Genomic DNA, 14,741 nt, shown 5'->3' on the forward strand with positions numbered 1-14,741 from the left:
CCATCCATGGCGCGGATACCCCGCCAACCCCCCCCCCCCGGCCCATCCGCAGGAAACCCGCTTTCAGCAACCAACCCAAACCCGCCACGGAGGGGCTCCGCCGTTCGCCGACTCCCGCCGAAGGCGTGCTTTCCACGCAGAAAAAAAATTTCCGGAAACATGTCGATTCCGATGACCCTGGTTCGTTGTACCCAGTGAAGGGCACGCACCACGCGTCCCCACGGGAGACCGCAATGAAAGTGATGGTGATCGTGAAGGCCAACGCCGACTCCGAAGCCGGCCGCATGCCCAGCGAACAGGAACTGTCCGAAATGGGCGCCTTCAACGAACAACTCGTGGCCGCCGGCATCATGCTGGCCGGTGAAGGCCTGCACGCCACCCAGCGCGGCCGCCGCATTCACTTCGGCAGCGGCGCGCCCAAGGTCGAGGCCGGTCCGTTCGGCCCCGCCGGCGACCAGATCGCTGGCTTCTGGCTGTGGGACGTGCGCTCGCTGGACGAGGCCGTTGAATGGGCCAGCCGTGCGCCGTTCAACAGTGGCGGCACGCTGGAACTTCGCCCGCTGATCTCCGCCGAAGACTTCGGTGAGGCCTTCACCCCCGAATTACAGCAGCAGGAACAGCGTCTGCGTGCACAGCTGGAAGGTTGACCCGATTCATCTCCCTGCCGGGCACGACCCGGCACTACTGACCTGAAACGCACAACGGAGTATTGCCATGAGACTGATTCCCTTCCTCGGCTTCAGCGGCCAGGCCCATGAGGCGATGGCGTTCTATGCCAAGGCACTCGGTGGTCAGGTCACCTCGGAAATGAAATACCGCGACATGCCGCCCTCCGATGGTTCGCCGGGCTGCAACGAGATGCCGCCGGAAACCCTGGACCACGTCGCGCACAGCCAGCTGGAAATCGGCAGCGCCATCGTGATGGCAGCCGACGGTCCAGGCGGTGGCGAGGGTGGTTCGACCACCATCAATGTCGACGTTGACAGCATCGAAGAAGCCGAGCGCGTGTTCGCGGCGCTGGCCGAAGGCGGCCAGGTGCAGATGCCGATCGCCGAAACGTTCTGGGCGCACCGCTGGGGCATGCTGATCGACCGCTACGGCAAGCCGTGGATGGTCAATTGCATGAAGCAGCCCTGATCCCTCTTTTCTTCAGCCACAAGGAGCTTCACCGATGAGTGCACCGCAACCGCAGATGATCTTCGTCAACCTGCCTGTGCAGGACCTGGAGAAGTCGAAGGCGTTCTTCACCGCGTTGGGATACAGCTTCAATCCAACCTACACCAATGACGATGCGGCTGGCATGGTCATCAGCGATAGCATCTACGTGATGCTGCTGACCCAACCTTTTTTCCAGCAGTTCACCAACAAGCCGATTGCCGATGCGCACACCCACACGGAAGTGATCAATGCGCTCTCGGCACCCAGTCGCAAGGCAGTTGACGAGTTGGTGGACAAGGCACTGGCCGCCGGCGCCAGCGAACCGCAGCCGGCGCGCGACCTGGGCTTCATGTACCAGCGTGGCTTCCAGGACCTGGATGGTCATCTCTGGGAAATCGCACACATGGACGGCGAGCCGGGCTGACGGTCGCCGCAAGGGAGAACCCTCATGGCTTACGTGGATGCTTACGTGCTGCCGTGCCCACAGGACAAGGTGGCGGCCTACCGCCGCCTTGCCCGCAAGGCCGGTGCGGTGTGGAAGGACCATGGCGCGCTGCAGTACATGGAGTGCGTGGCCGACGATGTGGAACCGGGAAAGCGCACGTCGTTCCCGCGGGCGGTCAAGGCCAAGCCCGGTGAAACGGTGATCGTCGCCTTCGTGGTATTTCGCTCGCGCGCGGCGCGCGACCGCGTCAACGCCCGGGTGATGGCCGACCCACGGCTGGCGTCGCTGGGCCCGAAGGACATGCCGTTCGATACCCAGCGCATGTTCTGGGGCGGCTTCAAGCCGATTGTTGAAGCGTGAGCTGTGGCGCTTGTGCGGGCCGGGCGTGCGTGCTGTGATCGGCGCATGCTCGATCCCGCACTGACGCAGCGTCTGGAAACCCTCTGGCGGATGGAGTCGCCGGTGTTGATCGCGCGCCTGGCGCGGCTGCTCGGGGGCGATGTCAGCCGTGCCGAGGAGCTGGCCCAGGACACCTGGCTGGCCGCGCTGGAGCGCTGGCCGGAGCAGGGCATCCCGGACAACCCCGGAGCCTGGCTGATGACCACTGCGCGCAACCGTGCCATTGATGTGCTGCGCCAGCACCAGCGGGTGGCGCAGCAGCATGCGCAGTGGGGCGAGGAACTGCATCCAGCGGCGCTGCCGGCACCCGATGACAGCCAGGCGCTGGAGGATGACCTGGGTGACGATCTGCTGCGGCTGATGTTCGTGGCCTGCCATCCGGTGCTGCCAGCCGACGCACGGGTGGCACTGACCCTGCGCCTGCTCGGTGGACTGACCACGACCGAGATCGCCCGTGGCTTCCTGCAGCCCGAGCCGACCATCGCCCAGCGCATCGTGCGCGCCAAGCGCACCTTGGCGCAGAAGCAGGTGCCCTACGAGGTCCCGCGTGCTGACGCGATGCCCGAGCGGCTGGCGTCGGTGCTGGAGGCGATCTACCTGGTGTTCAACGAGGGCTACGCGGCCAGTGCCGGCGATGACTGGATGCGACCGGCACTGTGCGAGGAGGCACTTCGGCTTGCACGCATCCTGGCGCACCGGCTGCCGGTGCCGCCGGTGCTGGGCCTGCTGGCGCTGATGGAGCTGCAGGCCTCGCGTGCCGCAGCAAGGACGGATGCGCAGGGCGTGCCGGTGCTGCTGGACCAGCAGAACCGCGCGCGCTGGGACTGGCTGCAGATTGAACGCGGACAGCAGGTGCTGGCGCGCGCGCTGGCCGCCGGTGGTGCTGATGATCCCTATGTACTGCAGGCGCGCATCGCAGCGTGCCATGCAGCGGCGCGTCGCCCCGAGGATACCGACTGGCCGCGCATCGCAGCACTCTATACGCAGCTGCTGCAGGTGCAGCCCTCGCCGGTTGTCGCATTGAACCGCGTGGTGGCGATACTGCGAAGCGACGGTACCTTCGCGGCCTGGGCGCAGCTGCAGCCGTTGCTGGACGATACGCGCCTGCGTGACTACGCGCCGTTGCATGTGGTGCGCGGTGAACTACTACAGCAGCTGGGGCGGGAGCAGGATGCACGTCACGCTTTTGCGGAAGCCGCCCAACTCAGCCAGAACCAGGCAGAGCGCGGCCTGCTGCGGCAAAGGGCCGGTCTGCCCCCCGCGGAGTGACCTCGACGAAGGCAGCACTTGTCGGCAGGCCCGCGAGCCGTTATGTTTCGCGCCCAGTGGGCGCATGAGCGTCCGCTTTCCGTGCGTAATGACCGAGGAGCGGTTGGATGTATTCAAGGACGAAGAGCGCATCGCGCGCTTTTGCGCGCCTGCTTGCCTGTGCCCTGTGCCTGGCCGTATGGCCGATGGCCGTGCAGGCGGCAGACAAATCACAGCAGGCCTATTGGGCCGGTTTTGCCTATACCGCTGATGCCGCTGCCGTGCAGGCGACCACGCCGCATGCGCATGCCGTGCTGGAAAAGCGTGGCTTGATCCCGCTCAACCAGACCCTGGCGCAGGGGCTCAAGCGTCGCCCGCCGGCCAACCTGGAACTGATCGACCAGCCGGTGGCGATGCTCGACGGCACCACCAGTGCCACCGTGCTGGCCGCAGCACTGGACCGCGAACTGGTCTCGATCGAGCCGATCGGTGACCAGTACAAGGTGCTGGTGGAAGTGGCGCTGCAGGCGCTGTTCTTCGACTTCCGCGAGCGCCAGGTGATCGCGTCCTATCCGCTGACCCTGCAGCGCATCGACGTGCAGGATTACCGGCCGGACAACGACGATATCGACGCAATCGTCGCCGATCTGCTGTACGGCAACGCTGCGACCAGCCTGTCGCAGGTACTCGCGGCCAGCCTCGCCCAGGCCAAGCTGCCCGACGCGGCGGTGCGCCGCCTGCAGGTGGGTGGCGTGACCCTGTCCGATGCGGTCCGCGCCAAGCTGCCCGACCCGAAGTGGGAAGCGCCGTTGCGCGCCACGCTGGCCCATGAACTGTCCAAGACGCTGTCGTCCAATACCGGTGTCGGCCTGCTGCCGCCGGCCTCGGGTCAGGCGATCGGTGGTGCGATGGCGGCGCGCTTTGCCGACGGCAAGGTCTACCAGCTGAAGATCCCCGAGCCGGATTACGTCATCAACCTGCAGGTGGATGCGTTGAAGAACGGCGTGATCGAAGAAACCCCGGCGATGAAGACGATGCTGTTCGGCGCGTTCTTCACCGCCAAGGTGACCGAGCCGTTCTCCGGCAAGGTCTATTTCGAACAGCCGCTGCGCAAGGGGGCCACCAAGGTAGTGCCGGTCACGCAGTGGCAGGTTGACCAGTGGTCGGCCAGCTACGAAACCCTGCTGGCCGGCTTCGACGCCTTCGCCGGCGCTGCCGCCAAGCGCGCCGATTCGCGCGGCTGGCTGGACGAACAGAAGCCGGGCGGCCGCCCGTTGCAGCAGCAGACCCAAGCCCTTCAGGAGTTGATCAAGTCATGTCGTTGATGCGTACCATCCTGCTCATCCTCATCGCCCTGGTGGTGGCCTTGCCGGTCGCTGCACAGACCGCCAGTTCGCGTGGTACCGGTTCGGCCAGCTATGGCCTGCGCCTGAGTGCCGACACCCGCGCCCAGGCCCTGAACAAGGCCAAGGTCAATGCACTGGAGGCGTACATCGCCGAAACCGGTGCGGCCAAGCTGCGCCTGTTCGAAGCACGTCGCGCCGAGTTCATCGGCGAGATCGACCGCTACGTGCTCAGTGCCGTGCAGCTGTCGGACACCGAAGACAAGAAGGCCAAGACCTACACCGTCACCGTCCGCGCCGAGATCAACACCACCCTGCTGCAGACCAAGCTGGATGCCGGCTCGGCCGTGGCCGGGGCCACCGCCGCCCAGCGCTCGCTGCTGACCTTCCTGTTCATGGCGCGCTCGCAGGACACCGTGCAGTCGTTCCAGGACAAGGAATACCGCCGCACCGACGTCAGCTCCAGCTACAACGAGAACACCCGTGAAGGCGACAGCTTCCGTGGCAACTCGGTCAGCACCAACGGCAGCATCAACCAGAACGCGTCGATGTCGGTCACCAGCGGCGGCAGCACCACCCAGCGCAGCGACAACATCAGCTGGAAGGTGGCCAACGCGGCCGAAGTGAACACGGCAATGACCGGTGCCTTCAGCGCCGCCGGCTACGAAGTGGTTGAAGCCGAATACGTGGAAGGCGAGTCGCGCGGCCTGCTCAGCATCGAGCGCATCCGCAAGGACTTCAGCACCGGCAACGACCTGGCCCCGGCCACCCTGCGTGATACCGCCAACGGCATCCGTGCGGCCAACATTCCGTACATCGCTGTCGGCACCCTCGACGTCGGCATGCGCGACCGTGACCCGGCCAGTGGCAACACCCGCGTGTTCGTCACGGTCACCGGCAAGGTGCTGGATGTGACCGGTCGTTTCCCGCGCACCGTGTCGTCGGTGGGCCCGGTGCAGTTCTCCGGTACCGGCCCGAATGAAACCGTCGCCCGTACCAACGCGCTGCAGCTGGCGGCTGAAAAGGCCGCGCAGCAGATGATCAACGAACTGAACGTCAAAGCGGTCCGCTGATCCGCCAGCCAGGTGGGTGCCGAGCTCGCTTGGCATCGCCCTGGGGTTACCGATTTCCCACGTGCCGCTTCGCGGCCGTCACTTCCAAAGGACACTCACATGATCCGCAATACCGCTCTTGTCGTGGCCATCGCTGCCGCCACCCTGTCGATGCCCGCCCATGCTGGCCTGGGCAAGCTGAAGGACTTGGCCGGTGCCGCCACCGGCACCTCCAGCAGCGCCTCCAGCGCCGCCGCCCCGGACGAAGCCGCGCAGGAAGCGCTGGTGCGTCGTTTCGTTACCTCGCAGTCGCACTCGCTGCAGGCCCAGACCTCGTTCGCCCGCGCCTTCGGCCTGGCCGAGCAGGTGCAGCTGCTGGAAGCCGAGCGCCAGGCGCTGTCGTCGGGTTCGGTCAGCGTCGATGCAATGAAGAAGTCGGTGTCGGTCAGCGAAGCTGCGCAGGCGGCGATCAACGAGCGCCAGGCCGCACAGCCGGAACTGAACGCTGAATCCAAGCAGCACTACGCCGAAGGCCTGGTCTCGCTGCTGTCCTCAGCCGCCGAAGCGCAGAAGCTGGGCGGCGAAGCCAGCAACTTCACCGCAGGCATGAAGAACCTGGGCGCGACCCAGCTGGCCACCGTCGGCCGCAAGCTGGCCGCCGGTGCATGGGTGGCCAAGGAATCGCCGGGCTTCATCCAGGGCCTGTACGGCTCGACCAAGTCGGCCGTGACCTTTGCCAAGAAGAGCAAGGTGAAGGTGCCGTCCAACGCCGATTCGATGCTCGACAAGCTCTGATCCGAGGCGAATCTCCATGCGTATGACCTACCGTTTGATCGGCCTGGGCCTGGCTGCCGCGCTGCTTGCAGCGTGCGGCAAGCAGGACACCCCGGCCGAAGCGCCCGCACCCGCCAAGGACAAGGCAACCAGTGCACTGGCCAGCAATGCGCCAGTGGAAGCAGCGCCCCTGCGTGGCACGCCGGATTTCGGCGGCACCACCCAGGTCGCGCGCGAAGCCGACGGCATCGGCAGCACCCCGGAACTGGCGGTGCTGGCGGCATTGCAGTCGGCGGTGGCGCAGGTCAACGGCGTACGCGTGGCCAGCCAGATGCAGAGCCTGCGAGCAGGCCTGCATGTGGATGTGGATGACGAACACGTCGGCGATATCCGCGCCGACGCGTTCACCCAGCAGATGATCGCCGGCTCGCAGGGCGCGGTGCTGGGCTATGAAATCCTGTCGCAGGATGAAGTGCGGCAGCTGGACGAGGAAACCATCGCCCGCGTGCGCGCCAGCGACGAAGGCTGGAGCTTCAAGGGCTCGGCGTCGGCCAGTGCATCTGGCGAAGCCTCGGCCAAGAGTGGTTCGGCCTCGGCCAGCGTCAAGCAAAGCTACGACGAGAAGGTCAACGTCGATGCCAAGCGTGGCGCCAGTTCGTTCGATTCCGACGTGACCCATCGCAGCATGCGCAGCTACTGGAAGGTGCGCGTGCGCGCGCAGATCGCCCAGTACCGTGCGCCGGACGAGCAGGGCAAGCCGAAGATCGTGGTCGCCCTGCCGCGTACCAAGGCCGGCAGCTACGCCGTGGGCGATGGCCGCGTGGATGCCGATGAAGTGGCCGACGCGATCCGTGCGCGCCTGTCCGACACGCTGACCCAGACCCAGCGCTTCATCGTGCTGGACCGCGAGTTCGGCGACGAACTGCAGGCCGAGATCGACCACATCAACAGCGGCAACGTGCGCCTGCAGGACACCGCACGCGTGGGCCAGCAGCTGGCGACGGACCTGATCCTGATCCCGACCATCGAACGCTTCGAGTACCCGCGCAGCGTGCGCAACCTGCGCATGTCCGACCGCCAGGTGACCTCGTATTCCGGTGGCGGCCGCATCACCCTGCGCCTGATCAACGCCACCACCGGCCAGGTGGTGATGTCCGACAGCTTCGACCACCAGCTGGCCTCGACCGGTCCGAGCACCCTGCCGCGTGTGGTCAACGGTCGCAACATGGCCGCGGCGATGATGGAGTCGCTGTCCGGCCAGATCGGCACCACCATCGTCACCACGCTGTTCCCGGTGTCGGTGGTTTCTGTGGACGGTGACCAGGTCGTGCTGAGCCAGGGCGGTGACACCGTGCAGGCCGGCCAGCGCTGGCAGGCCGTGCGTCTGGGCGAAGAACTGAAGGACCCGCAGACCGGCCGCTCGCTGGGCCGCAGCGAACACCCGTGCTGCACCATCCGCATCGACCGCGTGGCCGCACAGACCTCGTACGGCACCATCGAAGACGGCGTCGACGCGATGCGCGGCGGCTTCCGTCCGGGCCAGATCGAACTGCGCCAGAAGCTGGGCAGCAAGCCGGCTGCTGCTGCCGCAGGTGCGACTGCCTCGGCCGCTCCCGCCGCCGCCCGCCCGGCCGCCAAGCCGAAGCCCAAGCCTGCTGCCGCCCCGGCCGAAGACCCGAACTGGTAACAGGCTCAAGCAACACACAGATGGGGTCAGAGACCTTTCCCGCCGGGAAAGGGATCTGGCCCCTTCGTGTTTCCGTGCGTGTCGACCAAGGTCGACACCTACCAACAGCAGCGGGAAGCTGTCGAAGGCGGGGTGGGTCCGGTTGCGGGGGTGTCCGCGGCATGGGCCCGAGGCATGCCTCGGGCGGGTTGGGCAGGACGCCCAACCCCGGTCTTGCCGTGTGCGCAGGACAGCGCACACGAGCAAGGCGCGGCCAAGCCCCCAAGGACGGGTTTACGGCGTCCCCCGCAACCGGACCCACCCCGCCATCCCACAGAATGCCGCTGTTGCTTCGGCTGTTGCTGTTGCCGTTGCTTCTGCAGGTGCAGGGCGCAGCCCTGCCGAATCCCATTACACTCCAGAAGGATTTCCCTGCTGGAGAGAGCAATGAAACGAGTAGCACTGGGCCTGCTGGCCCTGTCGGTGTCGAGCGCACTGATGGCGGCCACCCCGAAATTCGACGGTGCGCGGATCTCCGCCGACGTCAAGGAACTGGCCTCCGACGCCTACGAAGGCCGCTCGCCGGCCACCGCCGGCGAAGAGAAGACCATCGCCTATCTCAGCAAGCAGTTCGCCGATGCCGGCCTGCAGCCCGGCGGTGACCTCAAGGACGGCAAGCGCCTGTGGACCCAGGCCGTGCCGCTGCGCAAGGGCGACATCGTCGGCGCACCGCAGCTGGCGCTGCACCAGGGCGGCAAGACCGTTGCGCTGGAGCAGGGCAAGCAGATTGCCGTGCGCGCCGCCATGAACGGCGCCAGCAACGTCGACATCAGCAAGGCTCCGCTGGTGTTCCTTGGCTACGGCGTGAAGGCCCCGGAGCGCAACTGGGACGACTTCAAGGGCGTGGACCTGAAGGGCAAGATCGCCGTCGTGCTGATCAACGACCCGGACTTCGAGACGGGCCAGGGTGATTTCGACGGCAAGGGCATGACCTACTACGGTCGTTGGACCTACAAGTACGAAGAAGGCGCCCGCCAGGGGGCGCTGGGCGTGCTGATCGTGCACGAGACCGCCCCGGCGTCGTACGGCTGGGCCACCGTGGCCGGTTCCAATACCAACACCATGTTCGATGTGGTGCGCGACAACCCGGCCGACAGCCACCCGCTGCTGGAAGGCTGGATCCAGCGCGATCTGGCGGTGGAGCTGTTCCGCTCGGCCGGCCAGGACTTCGAGGCGCTGAAGAAGAAGGCGCAGCAGCGCGACTTCACTCCGGTGCCGCTGACCGGCGCCAGCCTGGACGCGAAGTACGCAGTGAAGACCGAAGTGATCACCTCGCACAACGTGGCCGCACGCCTGGAAGGCAGCAGCCACCCGGACGAGACGATCATCTACAGCGCGCACTGGGACCACATCGGCGTGGGTGAGCCGGACGCGCGTGGCGACCGCATCTTCAACGGTGCGCTGGACAACGCAAGCGGTACCGCATCGCTGATCGAGCTGGCGCGCGGCTTCGCCAAGCAGAAGCGCCCGCAGCGCTCGGTGGTGTTCCTGGCGGTCACTGCCGAGGAAAAGGGCCTGCTGGGTTCGGAGTACTACGCCACCCATCCACTGTATCCGCTGGAAAAGACCGTGGCGGTGATCAACATGGACGGCATGGCGCCGTTCGGTCCGTCGCGTGATTTCGGCATCTACGGTGCCGCGCGCTTCGAACTGCTGGACCAGCTGAAGGACGTGGCCAAGGGCTGGGATATCCGCTACACGCCGGACCCGAAGCCGGAAGCCGGCCTGTTCTTCCGCTCCGATCACTTCCCGTTCGCCAAGCGTGGCGTGCCGGCGCTGTCCTGGTCGGCTGGCCAGGACTGGGTGGACGGCGGCGTGGCCGCAGGCAAGAAGGCGTCCGAGGACTACACCGCCAAGCGCTACCACCAGCAGGGCGACGAGTGGCAGCCGGACTGGGTGTTCGCCGGTGCCGCCCGCGACCTGGAAGTGCTGTACACGCTGGGCAACCAGCTGGCCAACTCGCGCAGCTGGCCGAACTGGAGCCGGGACGAGTCGTTCCGCGCCGTGCGTGACGCCAGCGCCGACCAGCGCAAATAACGGCGTTCGGTAGTGCCGGCCGCTGGCCGGCATTGCCCCTCCGGGGAAACGCCGGGCCATGCCCGGCATTGCCCCTCCGGGGAAACGCCGGGCCATGCCCGGCATTTCCGTAGCGGCTTCCATCCCCGGATTCCGGCCCTTCGTCGCAGCCCGCTTGTTTGCCCGGCGGGCCGCCCTATGCTCGGCTCACCCCCTTCCTCCAAGGCGCCGCCGTGTTCGCCAGCCTCTCTCTGATGTTCCGTCACCTGCTGGCCTGGGCTGCGGCGCTGTTCGTCGCCGGCATGGTCTGGAGCGGCATCTTCAGCGGCATGAACGACGGCCCGGGCTGGGTCTTCGGCCTGCTGGCGATGTTCCTGATGATCTCCGCGCTGGGCAGCGCGATCACCCATATACGCCGGGTGTGGCTGGTTGCCGGACGACTGGATTCGACCACGTTGTCCGGGCGCCAGCGCCGCCAGGTGGAACTGCCGATGGATGCCGGCCAGGCCTACGCCGTGGTGGAAGCGGCAATCGCCGAGCTGCCGCGTGTCGAAGACGTTGAGAGTTCGGCCGGCAGCCTGCAGGTGCGCGCTTACGTTCGCCGGGTCGACCTCTGGAATGGCCGCCAGCCCTCGCGCTGGAACCTGCCGGCGCGGCTGGCGATCAAGCGCAACAGCGTGCTGGCCACGGTCACGCCAGGGCAGGGCACCAGCACCGTCACCCTGCTGTTTGAACCGGATGCGGGCTGGTGGGCCGACCTGCTGGCGCTGGACGAGGGCAGCAACTTCGAGAACGCCGAAGCGGTCACCCGTGCGATCAGCCGCCGCGTGGCCGACCAGCGTCGCGATGAGCAGGCCGCCGCCGAACAGACCCAGGTAGAGAAGGAGCTGTCGGTGGCGCGCTTGAATCTGCTGCACGCGCAGGTGGAACCGCACTTCCTGTACAACACGCTGGCCAACGCGCAGGTGCTGACCCGCACCGACCCGGCGCGTGCCGAACAGATGCTCGGCCACCTGATCCAGTACCTGCGCAGCTCGTTGCCGCAGGTGGACGAATCGGTGTCCACGCTGGGCGTGGAGCTGGAGCGCACCCGCGCCTACCTGGAGATTCTGCGTATCCGCATGGGCGCGCGGCTGGCAGTGGAAGTGCAGGTGCCCAACGAACTGCACGGCGTGCACCTGCCGGCGATGGCGCTGCAGACGCTGGTGGAAAACGCGATCAAGCATGGCCTGGAACCCAAGCCCGGCGGTGGCACGATCTGGATCCTGGCGCGTGGCTTTGATGACCATGTGACCGTGACCGTGGCCGACGATGGCCTCGGCTTCGGCCAGGGCACCAGCGGCACCGGCATCGGCCTGAAGAATCTGCGCGAGCGCCTGCGCCTGACCTGCGGCGAGCAGGCCGGTGTGGCGATCGTCGCCAACTTCCCCAGCGGCGTGGCCGCGACCATGACCCTGCCGCAGTCGAACAAGGAGCGCAGCCATGCCGCTTGAAGCGCTGATTGCTGAAGATGAAGAACTGCTCCGGCACTCACTGGTGGAACAGCTGCGCCGGCTGTGGCCGGACTTGAGGCTGGTGGCCGAGTGCGAGGATGGCGCCAGTGCGCTGGAACAGTTGGCCGAGAAACAGCCGGACATTGCCTTCCTCGATATCCGCATGCCCGGCATCAGTGGTATCGAGGTGGCGCGTTCGCTGTCCGAGCTGAGTCCGCGTACCCAGGTGGTGTTCGTCACCGCCTACGACCAGTACGCCATCGACGCGTTCGAGCAGGGCGCGATGGATTACCTGCTGAAGCCGGTCAGCGACGAGCGCCTGCTGGCCACGCGCGAACGCATCCTGTCGCGGCTGCCATCAACGCGCCAGGACGATGCCGTGCTCGAACGTCTGCTGCAGCGGCTGGGGCCATCGCAGGGCGCTGCCGAGCGCCCCCCCTTGGCCTGGATCACCGCCAGCAACGGCCGCGAGACGCAGTTGATCATGCTGGAGGACGTGGCCTATTTCCGCGCCGACAACAAGTACACCACCGTGGTGACCGCGGCCGGTGAGAGCCTGCTGCGCACGCCGTTGCGCGAACTGCTGGACGTGCTCGATCCGCAGCACTTCCGCCAGATCCATCGCTCGACCATCGTCAACATGAAGGCGGTGGCGGCGGTCAGCCGCGACGACACCGGCCGCGGCGTGCTGCGGCTGCGGGGGCGTGCCGAGACGCTGGTTGTCAGCCAACCATTCATGAGCCTGTTCCGCGGCATGTAGCCGCGCCGCACCTTCCGCTACCAGGAGCATTGCATGCGTTTTTTCCTGCTCGTAGGCCTCGCCGCATTGGCAATTTCCGGTTGCCAGAAGTCCACAGAAACCGCGATCACCCGCACCACGGCCAATGGGGTGGACACGCTGTACAGCAAGCGCACGGTAGTGAATGGCGTGGCGCGTTTCGAGTGCATGGCCAGCCGCAGCGGTCAGTGCCATTACCTGGTGCTGGATCCGGCCTGTCGTCCTGACGCCGCCTGTGCGAAAGCGCCGATACGGTCGTTCGCGTTGGCGGCCGGCACCACCCGGGAGTTCAGTGACCTGCCGAAGGGCTTCGCCCAATGCGTCAGCGAAGAACCGATAGAACAATGCCACCGTGAGTGACCACGGTGGCATTGTGGGTCCCCCCGCTTCCCTGAAGGGTCAGTAGGCAGGCTGCAGTGTCAGGTCATGGTGGTGCTCGTTCTCGCCGACGTGGTTGAGGCGACCGACCAGTTCTGAGTGCTGCTTCATGCGCCCGATCTCGGTCATGATGCGGATGTCCTCATGGCGCAGTTCGCGCCTGGCGGTGACCGCCTGCTTGTAGTCCAGCACTTCCGGATAGTGCTCGGCCAACTCCAGCGCCTCGGCCACGTGCTCGACGCTGTCGGCCTTGGAGCTGATGCGGGCGCGGCTGTTGAACGCCTTCATCCAACGTTCGAAACCGGCCTGCTGATCGAACATGTTGGCCATGAACCAGATCACGAACAGAATCGAGACCCACGAGCCGAACACAACTACCACGCGGGTGAACGTGATATGGAAGTCGTCACGCCACAGGTAGTTGGCAATCAGGCCAAGAATCAGCAGCGAGGCTGCCTGCCAGCCGACGATCGAGGCGATCAGCCATTGGCACTTGGCCTGCGCCAGCACCGCCACTTCATCGCGGATCTGCTGCTCGCTGAGATTGCGCCAATGCGCAACCTGTTTGTCGAACGGGCTGCTGTAGAGCTCGTTGTCGCGAAGCAGAATTCCCAAACCCTTGAACAAAGCAATCATGGCTGGCTCCTTGTGGAACGTGCGTCGATCAGCGTTGGACGGTTGTGGCGGGTTCAGTTCTAGCACTTCCAGCGAGCCGTGCAATGGGCGCAATGCCTAGCGGCGTAAGGGTCTTGTCTGAATGGGTGAACGTTGGTGCACTGCAGCATCACGACCGCAGCCTGCGACAGGATGTCGCAGGGTGAAACGTGCTGCGGGCGCACATGAAACCGTAGCTGAGCCCGGAGGCTCGCCGTCGGCGTCGTGATCGACCAGAATCGGGGCCGACCGCGCAAGGCGTGGCCGTTCTTCCGCCTTTCCTGGACCTGTGATGCCGGCTTTGCTGCAGCGACTCTCCCGCCCCGTGACCGCGCCGATCCGGCGCTGGGTCCTGGAGGCCTTCCCGCGTGGCCAGAGCGGCATCGATTACGACCACCCGCTGGGCGACCCGGGCTGGTTCGGACCTGACAGCGTGACCTGGCGACTGCATGCGGAATTCCCGTCGATGCTGGCCGGTGGCCTGTGCGCGCTGATGCTGCAGACCCTGCACCCGCGCGCGCTGGCCGGAGTCTACGACCATTCCAACTTCCGCCAGGACCTGGTGGGACGCCTGCGCCGCACCACCGCCTTTGTTGCCGGCACCAGCTATGCGCCTGCCGGCGAAGTGGAGACGCTGGTGGCGAAGGTACGCCGCATCCATGCGCAGATCCGCGGCCAGACCGCGCAGGGCGAGGCCTATGCCGCCGATGATCCGCAACTGCTGACCTGGGTGCACGTGACGGAAGCGTTTGGTTTCCTGCAGGGCTTCCGTCGGTACGGACGCGAGGTGCCGGCGCACATGGCCGATCGTTACTATGACGAATACCGCTGCGTGGCCGAGGCACTGGGTGCGGTGGATGTGCCCCGCAGTGAGGCGGAAGTGGCGGCGTACTTCTGCGCGCGGCAGCCTGAGCTGCGCGTGGACGAACGCTCGCGCGAAGTGCTGGAGGTGTTGTCCGGCGTGCGCTTGCCGGTACCGGTGCCGGGGCTGTCGCGCGAAGTGTTCCTCGGCGCCGGTGCGGCGCTGCTGCCGGACTGGGCTGAGGGCATGCTGGAACGCAATGCCCGCCAGCGTGCGCAGGCGGCCGCGTCGGCGAAGCTGATGCAGGGCATGGCGCCGCTGTTCCGCCGCGCACTGCCCGATGGCCTGGCCAGCCGCGCCTGCACGCGGATGGGTGTGCCGGTGGAAGCCCTGCGCGAGTGGCCCGAACTGCTCCGGTAGGTGCCAACCTTGGTTGGCACGCGTTGCGCGCGGTGCCGCAGAAGCGCCAACAAGG

15 protein-coding genes are annotated in these 14,741 nt (G+C 66.5%); 14 read left to right on the forward strand and 1 reads right to left on the reverse strand.

All coding sequences use genetic code 11. The annotated features are described in order from the left end of the window. Positions 1 to 233 precede the first annotated feature (233 nt). From R1H25_RS12140 to R1H25_RS12200, 13 genes are all read left to right on the forward strand, one after another. Positions 234 to 647, forward strand: a complete 414-nt coding sequence (locus R1H25_RS12140) for a YciI family protein (RefSeq protein ID WP_049443882.1) — start codon at positions 234 to 236, stop codon at positions 645 to 647. A gap of 67 nt (positions 648 to 714) precedes the next feature. Continuing rightward, entirely contained in the window at positions 715 to 1,137 is a 423-nt protein-coding gene (locus R1H25_RS12145) for a VOC family protein (RefSeq protein WP_005415090.1), read from the forward strand. Between the two features lie 34 nt (positions 1,138 to 1,171). Then, a complete protein-coding gene (locus tag R1H25_RS12150; RefSeq protein WP_088480652.1) occupies positions 1,172 to 1,582 on the forward strand; it encodes a VOC family protein in 411 nt (136 codons plus the stop codon). Between the two features lie 24 nt (positions 1,583 to 1,606). Next, the gene (locus R1H25_RS12155) at positions 1,607 to 1,963 is read left to right on the forward strand and encodes a DUF1428 domain-containing protein (RefSeq protein ID WP_049443877.1); all 357 of its coding nucleotides are present in this window, start codon (positions 1,607 to 1,609) and stop codon (positions 1,961 to 1,963) included. Between the two features lie 45 nt (positions 1,964 to 2,008). Then, positions 2,009 to 3,271: a sigma-70 family RNA polymerase sigma factor gene (locus R1H25_RS12160; protein WP_317223701.1), complete on the forward strand. Its 1,263-nt coding sequence runs from the start codon at positions 2,009 to 2,011 to the stop codon at positions 3,269 to 3,271. 107 nt (positions 3,272 to 3,378) lie between these two features. Further along, positions 3,379 to 4,575, forward strand: a complete 1,197-nt coding sequence (locus R1H25_RS12165) for a hypothetical protein (RefSeq protein WP_088480654.1) — start codon at positions 3,379 to 3,381, stop codon at positions 4,573 to 4,575. Continuing rightward, complete coding sequence (locus tag R1H25_RS12170; RefSeq protein WP_317223702.1) at positions 4,566 to 5,666, forward strand: hypothetical protein; 1,101 nt, start codon at positions 4,566 to 4,568, stop codon at positions 5,664 to 5,666. Before R1H25_RS12165 ends, R1H25_RS12170 begins: the two co-directional genes overlap by 10 nt. Positions 5,667 to 5,765: 99 nt before the next feature. Continuing rightward, positions 5,766 to 6,440, forward strand: coding sequence for a hypothetical protein (locus R1H25_RS12175; protein ID WP_049443870.1), 675 nt, complete (start codon positions 5,766 to 5,768; stop codon positions 6,438 to 6,440). Positions 6,441 to 6,456: 16 nt separating this feature from the next. Further along, on the forward strand, positions 6,457 to 8,106 hold the full coding sequence (locus R1H25_RS12180) for a CsgG/HfaB family protein (protein WP_049443868.1): 1,650 nt from the start codon (positions 6,457 to 6,459) through the stop codon (positions 8,104 to 8,106). A gap of 426 nt (positions 8,107 to 8,532) precedes the next feature. Further along, the gene (locus R1H25_RS12185) at positions 8,533 to 10,182 is read left to right on the forward strand and encodes a M28 family metallopeptidase (RefSeq protein ID WP_099589808.1); all 1,650 of its coding nucleotides are present in this window, start codon (positions 8,533 to 8,535) and stop codon (positions 10,180 to 10,182) included. 212 nt (positions 10,183 to 10,394) lie between these two features. Next, entirely contained in the window at positions 10,395 to 11,654 is a 1,260-nt protein-coding gene (locus R1H25_RS12190) for a histidine kinase (protein WP_049443525.1), read from the forward strand. Then, the gene (locus R1H25_RS12195) at positions 11,644 to 12,414 is read left to right on the forward strand and encodes a LytTR family DNA-binding domain-containing protein (protein ID WP_049443523.1); all 771 of its coding nucleotides are present in this window, start codon (positions 11,644 to 11,646) and stop codon (positions 12,412 to 12,414) included. The genes R1H25_RS12190 and R1H25_RS12195 overlap by 11 nt, the downstream gene beginning before the upstream one ends. 33 nt (positions 12,415 to 12,447) lie before the next feature. Next, on the forward strand, positions 12,448 to 12,792 hold the full coding sequence (locus R1H25_RS12200; protein WP_049443521.1) for a hypothetical protein: 345 nt from the start codon (positions 12,448 to 12,450) through the stop codon (positions 12,790 to 12,792). Between the two features lie 39 nt (positions 12,793 to 12,831). Here R1H25_RS12200 and R1H25_RS12205 read toward each other — a convergent pair whose 3' ends face one another. Beyond that, positions 12,832 to 13,446 carry a hypothetical protein gene (locus R1H25_RS12205; protein ID WP_049443519.1) on the reverse strand — a complete coding sequence of 205 codons (615 nt, stop codon included), beginning with the start codon at positions 13,444 to 13,446 and terminating at the stop codon, positions 12,832 to 12,834. A gap of 310 nt (positions 13,447 to 13,756) precedes the next feature. Between R1H25_RS12205 and R1H25_RS12210 the strand changes: the two genes are divergently transcribed. Further along, the gene (locus tag R1H25_RS12210) at positions 13,757 to 14,686 is read left to right on the forward strand and encodes an oxygenase MpaB family protein (protein ID WP_317223703.1); all 930 of its coding nucleotides are present in this window, start codon (positions 13,757 to 13,759) and stop codon (positions 14,684 to 14,686) included. The last annotated feature ends 55 nt before the right edge of the window (positions 14,687 to 14,741 follow it).

The organism is Stenotrophomonas veracruzanensis (genome assembly GCF_032911525.1).
Classification (GTDB): domain Bacteria; phylum Pseudomonadota; class Gammaproteobacteria; order Xanthomonadales; family Xanthomonadaceae; genus Stenotrophomonas; species Stenotrophomonas africana.

What these genes read in the sequence shown, in the direction of transcription:
- R1H25_RS12140 (WP_049443882.1), top strand. Translation starts at nt 234, where the DNA reads ATGAAAGTGATGGTGATCGTGAAGGCCAACGCCGACTCCGAAGCCGGC.
- R1H25_RS12145 (WP_005415090.1), top strand. Translation starts at nt 715, where the DNA reads ATGAGACTGATTCCCTTCCTCGGCTTCAGCGGCCAGGCCCATGAGGCG.
- R1H25_RS12150 (WP_088480652.1), top strand. Translation starts at nt 1,172, where the DNA reads ATGAGTGCACCGCAACCGCAGATGATCTTCGTCAACCTGCCTGTGCAG.
- R1H25_RS12155 (WP_049443877.1), top strand. Translation starts at nt 1,607, where the DNA reads ATGGCTTACGTGGATGCTTACGTGCTGCCGTGCCCACAGGACAAGGTG.
- R1H25_RS12160 (WP_317223701.1), top strand. Translation starts at nt 2,009, where the DNA reads ATGCTCGATCCCGCACTGACGCAGCGTCTGGAAACCCTCTGGCGGATG.
- R1H25_RS12165 (WP_088480654.1), top strand. Translation starts at nt 3,379, where the DNA reads ATGTATTCAAGGACGAAGAGCGCATCGCGCGCTTTTGCGCGCCTGCTT.
- R1H25_RS12170 (WP_317223702.1), top strand. Translation starts at nt 4,566, where the DNA reads ATGTCGTTGATGCGTACCATCCTGCTCATCCTCATCGCCCTGGTGGTG.
- R1H25_RS12175 (WP_049443870.1), top strand. Translation starts at nt 5,766, where the DNA reads ATGATCCGCAATACCGCTCTTGTCGTGGCCATCGCTGCCGCCACCCTG.
- R1H25_RS12180 (WP_049443868.1), top strand. Translation starts at nt 6,457, where the DNA reads ATGCGTATGACCTACCGTTTGATCGGCCTGGGCCTGGCTGCCGCGCTG.
- R1H25_RS12185 (WP_099589808.1), top strand. Translation starts at nt 8,533, where the DNA reads ATGAAACGAGTAGCACTGGGCCTGCTGGCCCTGTCGGTGTCGAGCGCA.
- R1H25_RS12195 (WP_049443523.1), top strand. Translation starts at nt 11,644, where the DNA reads ATGCCGCTTGAAGCGCTGATTGCTGAAGATGAAGAACTGCTCCGGCAC.
- R1H25_RS12200 (WP_049443521.1), top strand. Translation starts at nt 12,448, where the DNA reads ATGCGTTTTTTCCTGCTCGTAGGCCTCGCCGCATTGGCAATTTCCGGT.
- R1H25_RS12205 (WP_049443519.1), bottom strand. Translation starts at nt 13,446, where the DNA reads ATGATTGCTTTGTTCAAGGGTTTGGGAATTCTGCTTCGCGACAACGAG.
- R1H25_RS12210 (WP_317223703.1), top strand. Translation starts at nt 13,757, where the DNA reads ATGCCGGCTTTGCTGCAGCGACTCTCCCGCCCCGTGACCGCGCCGATC.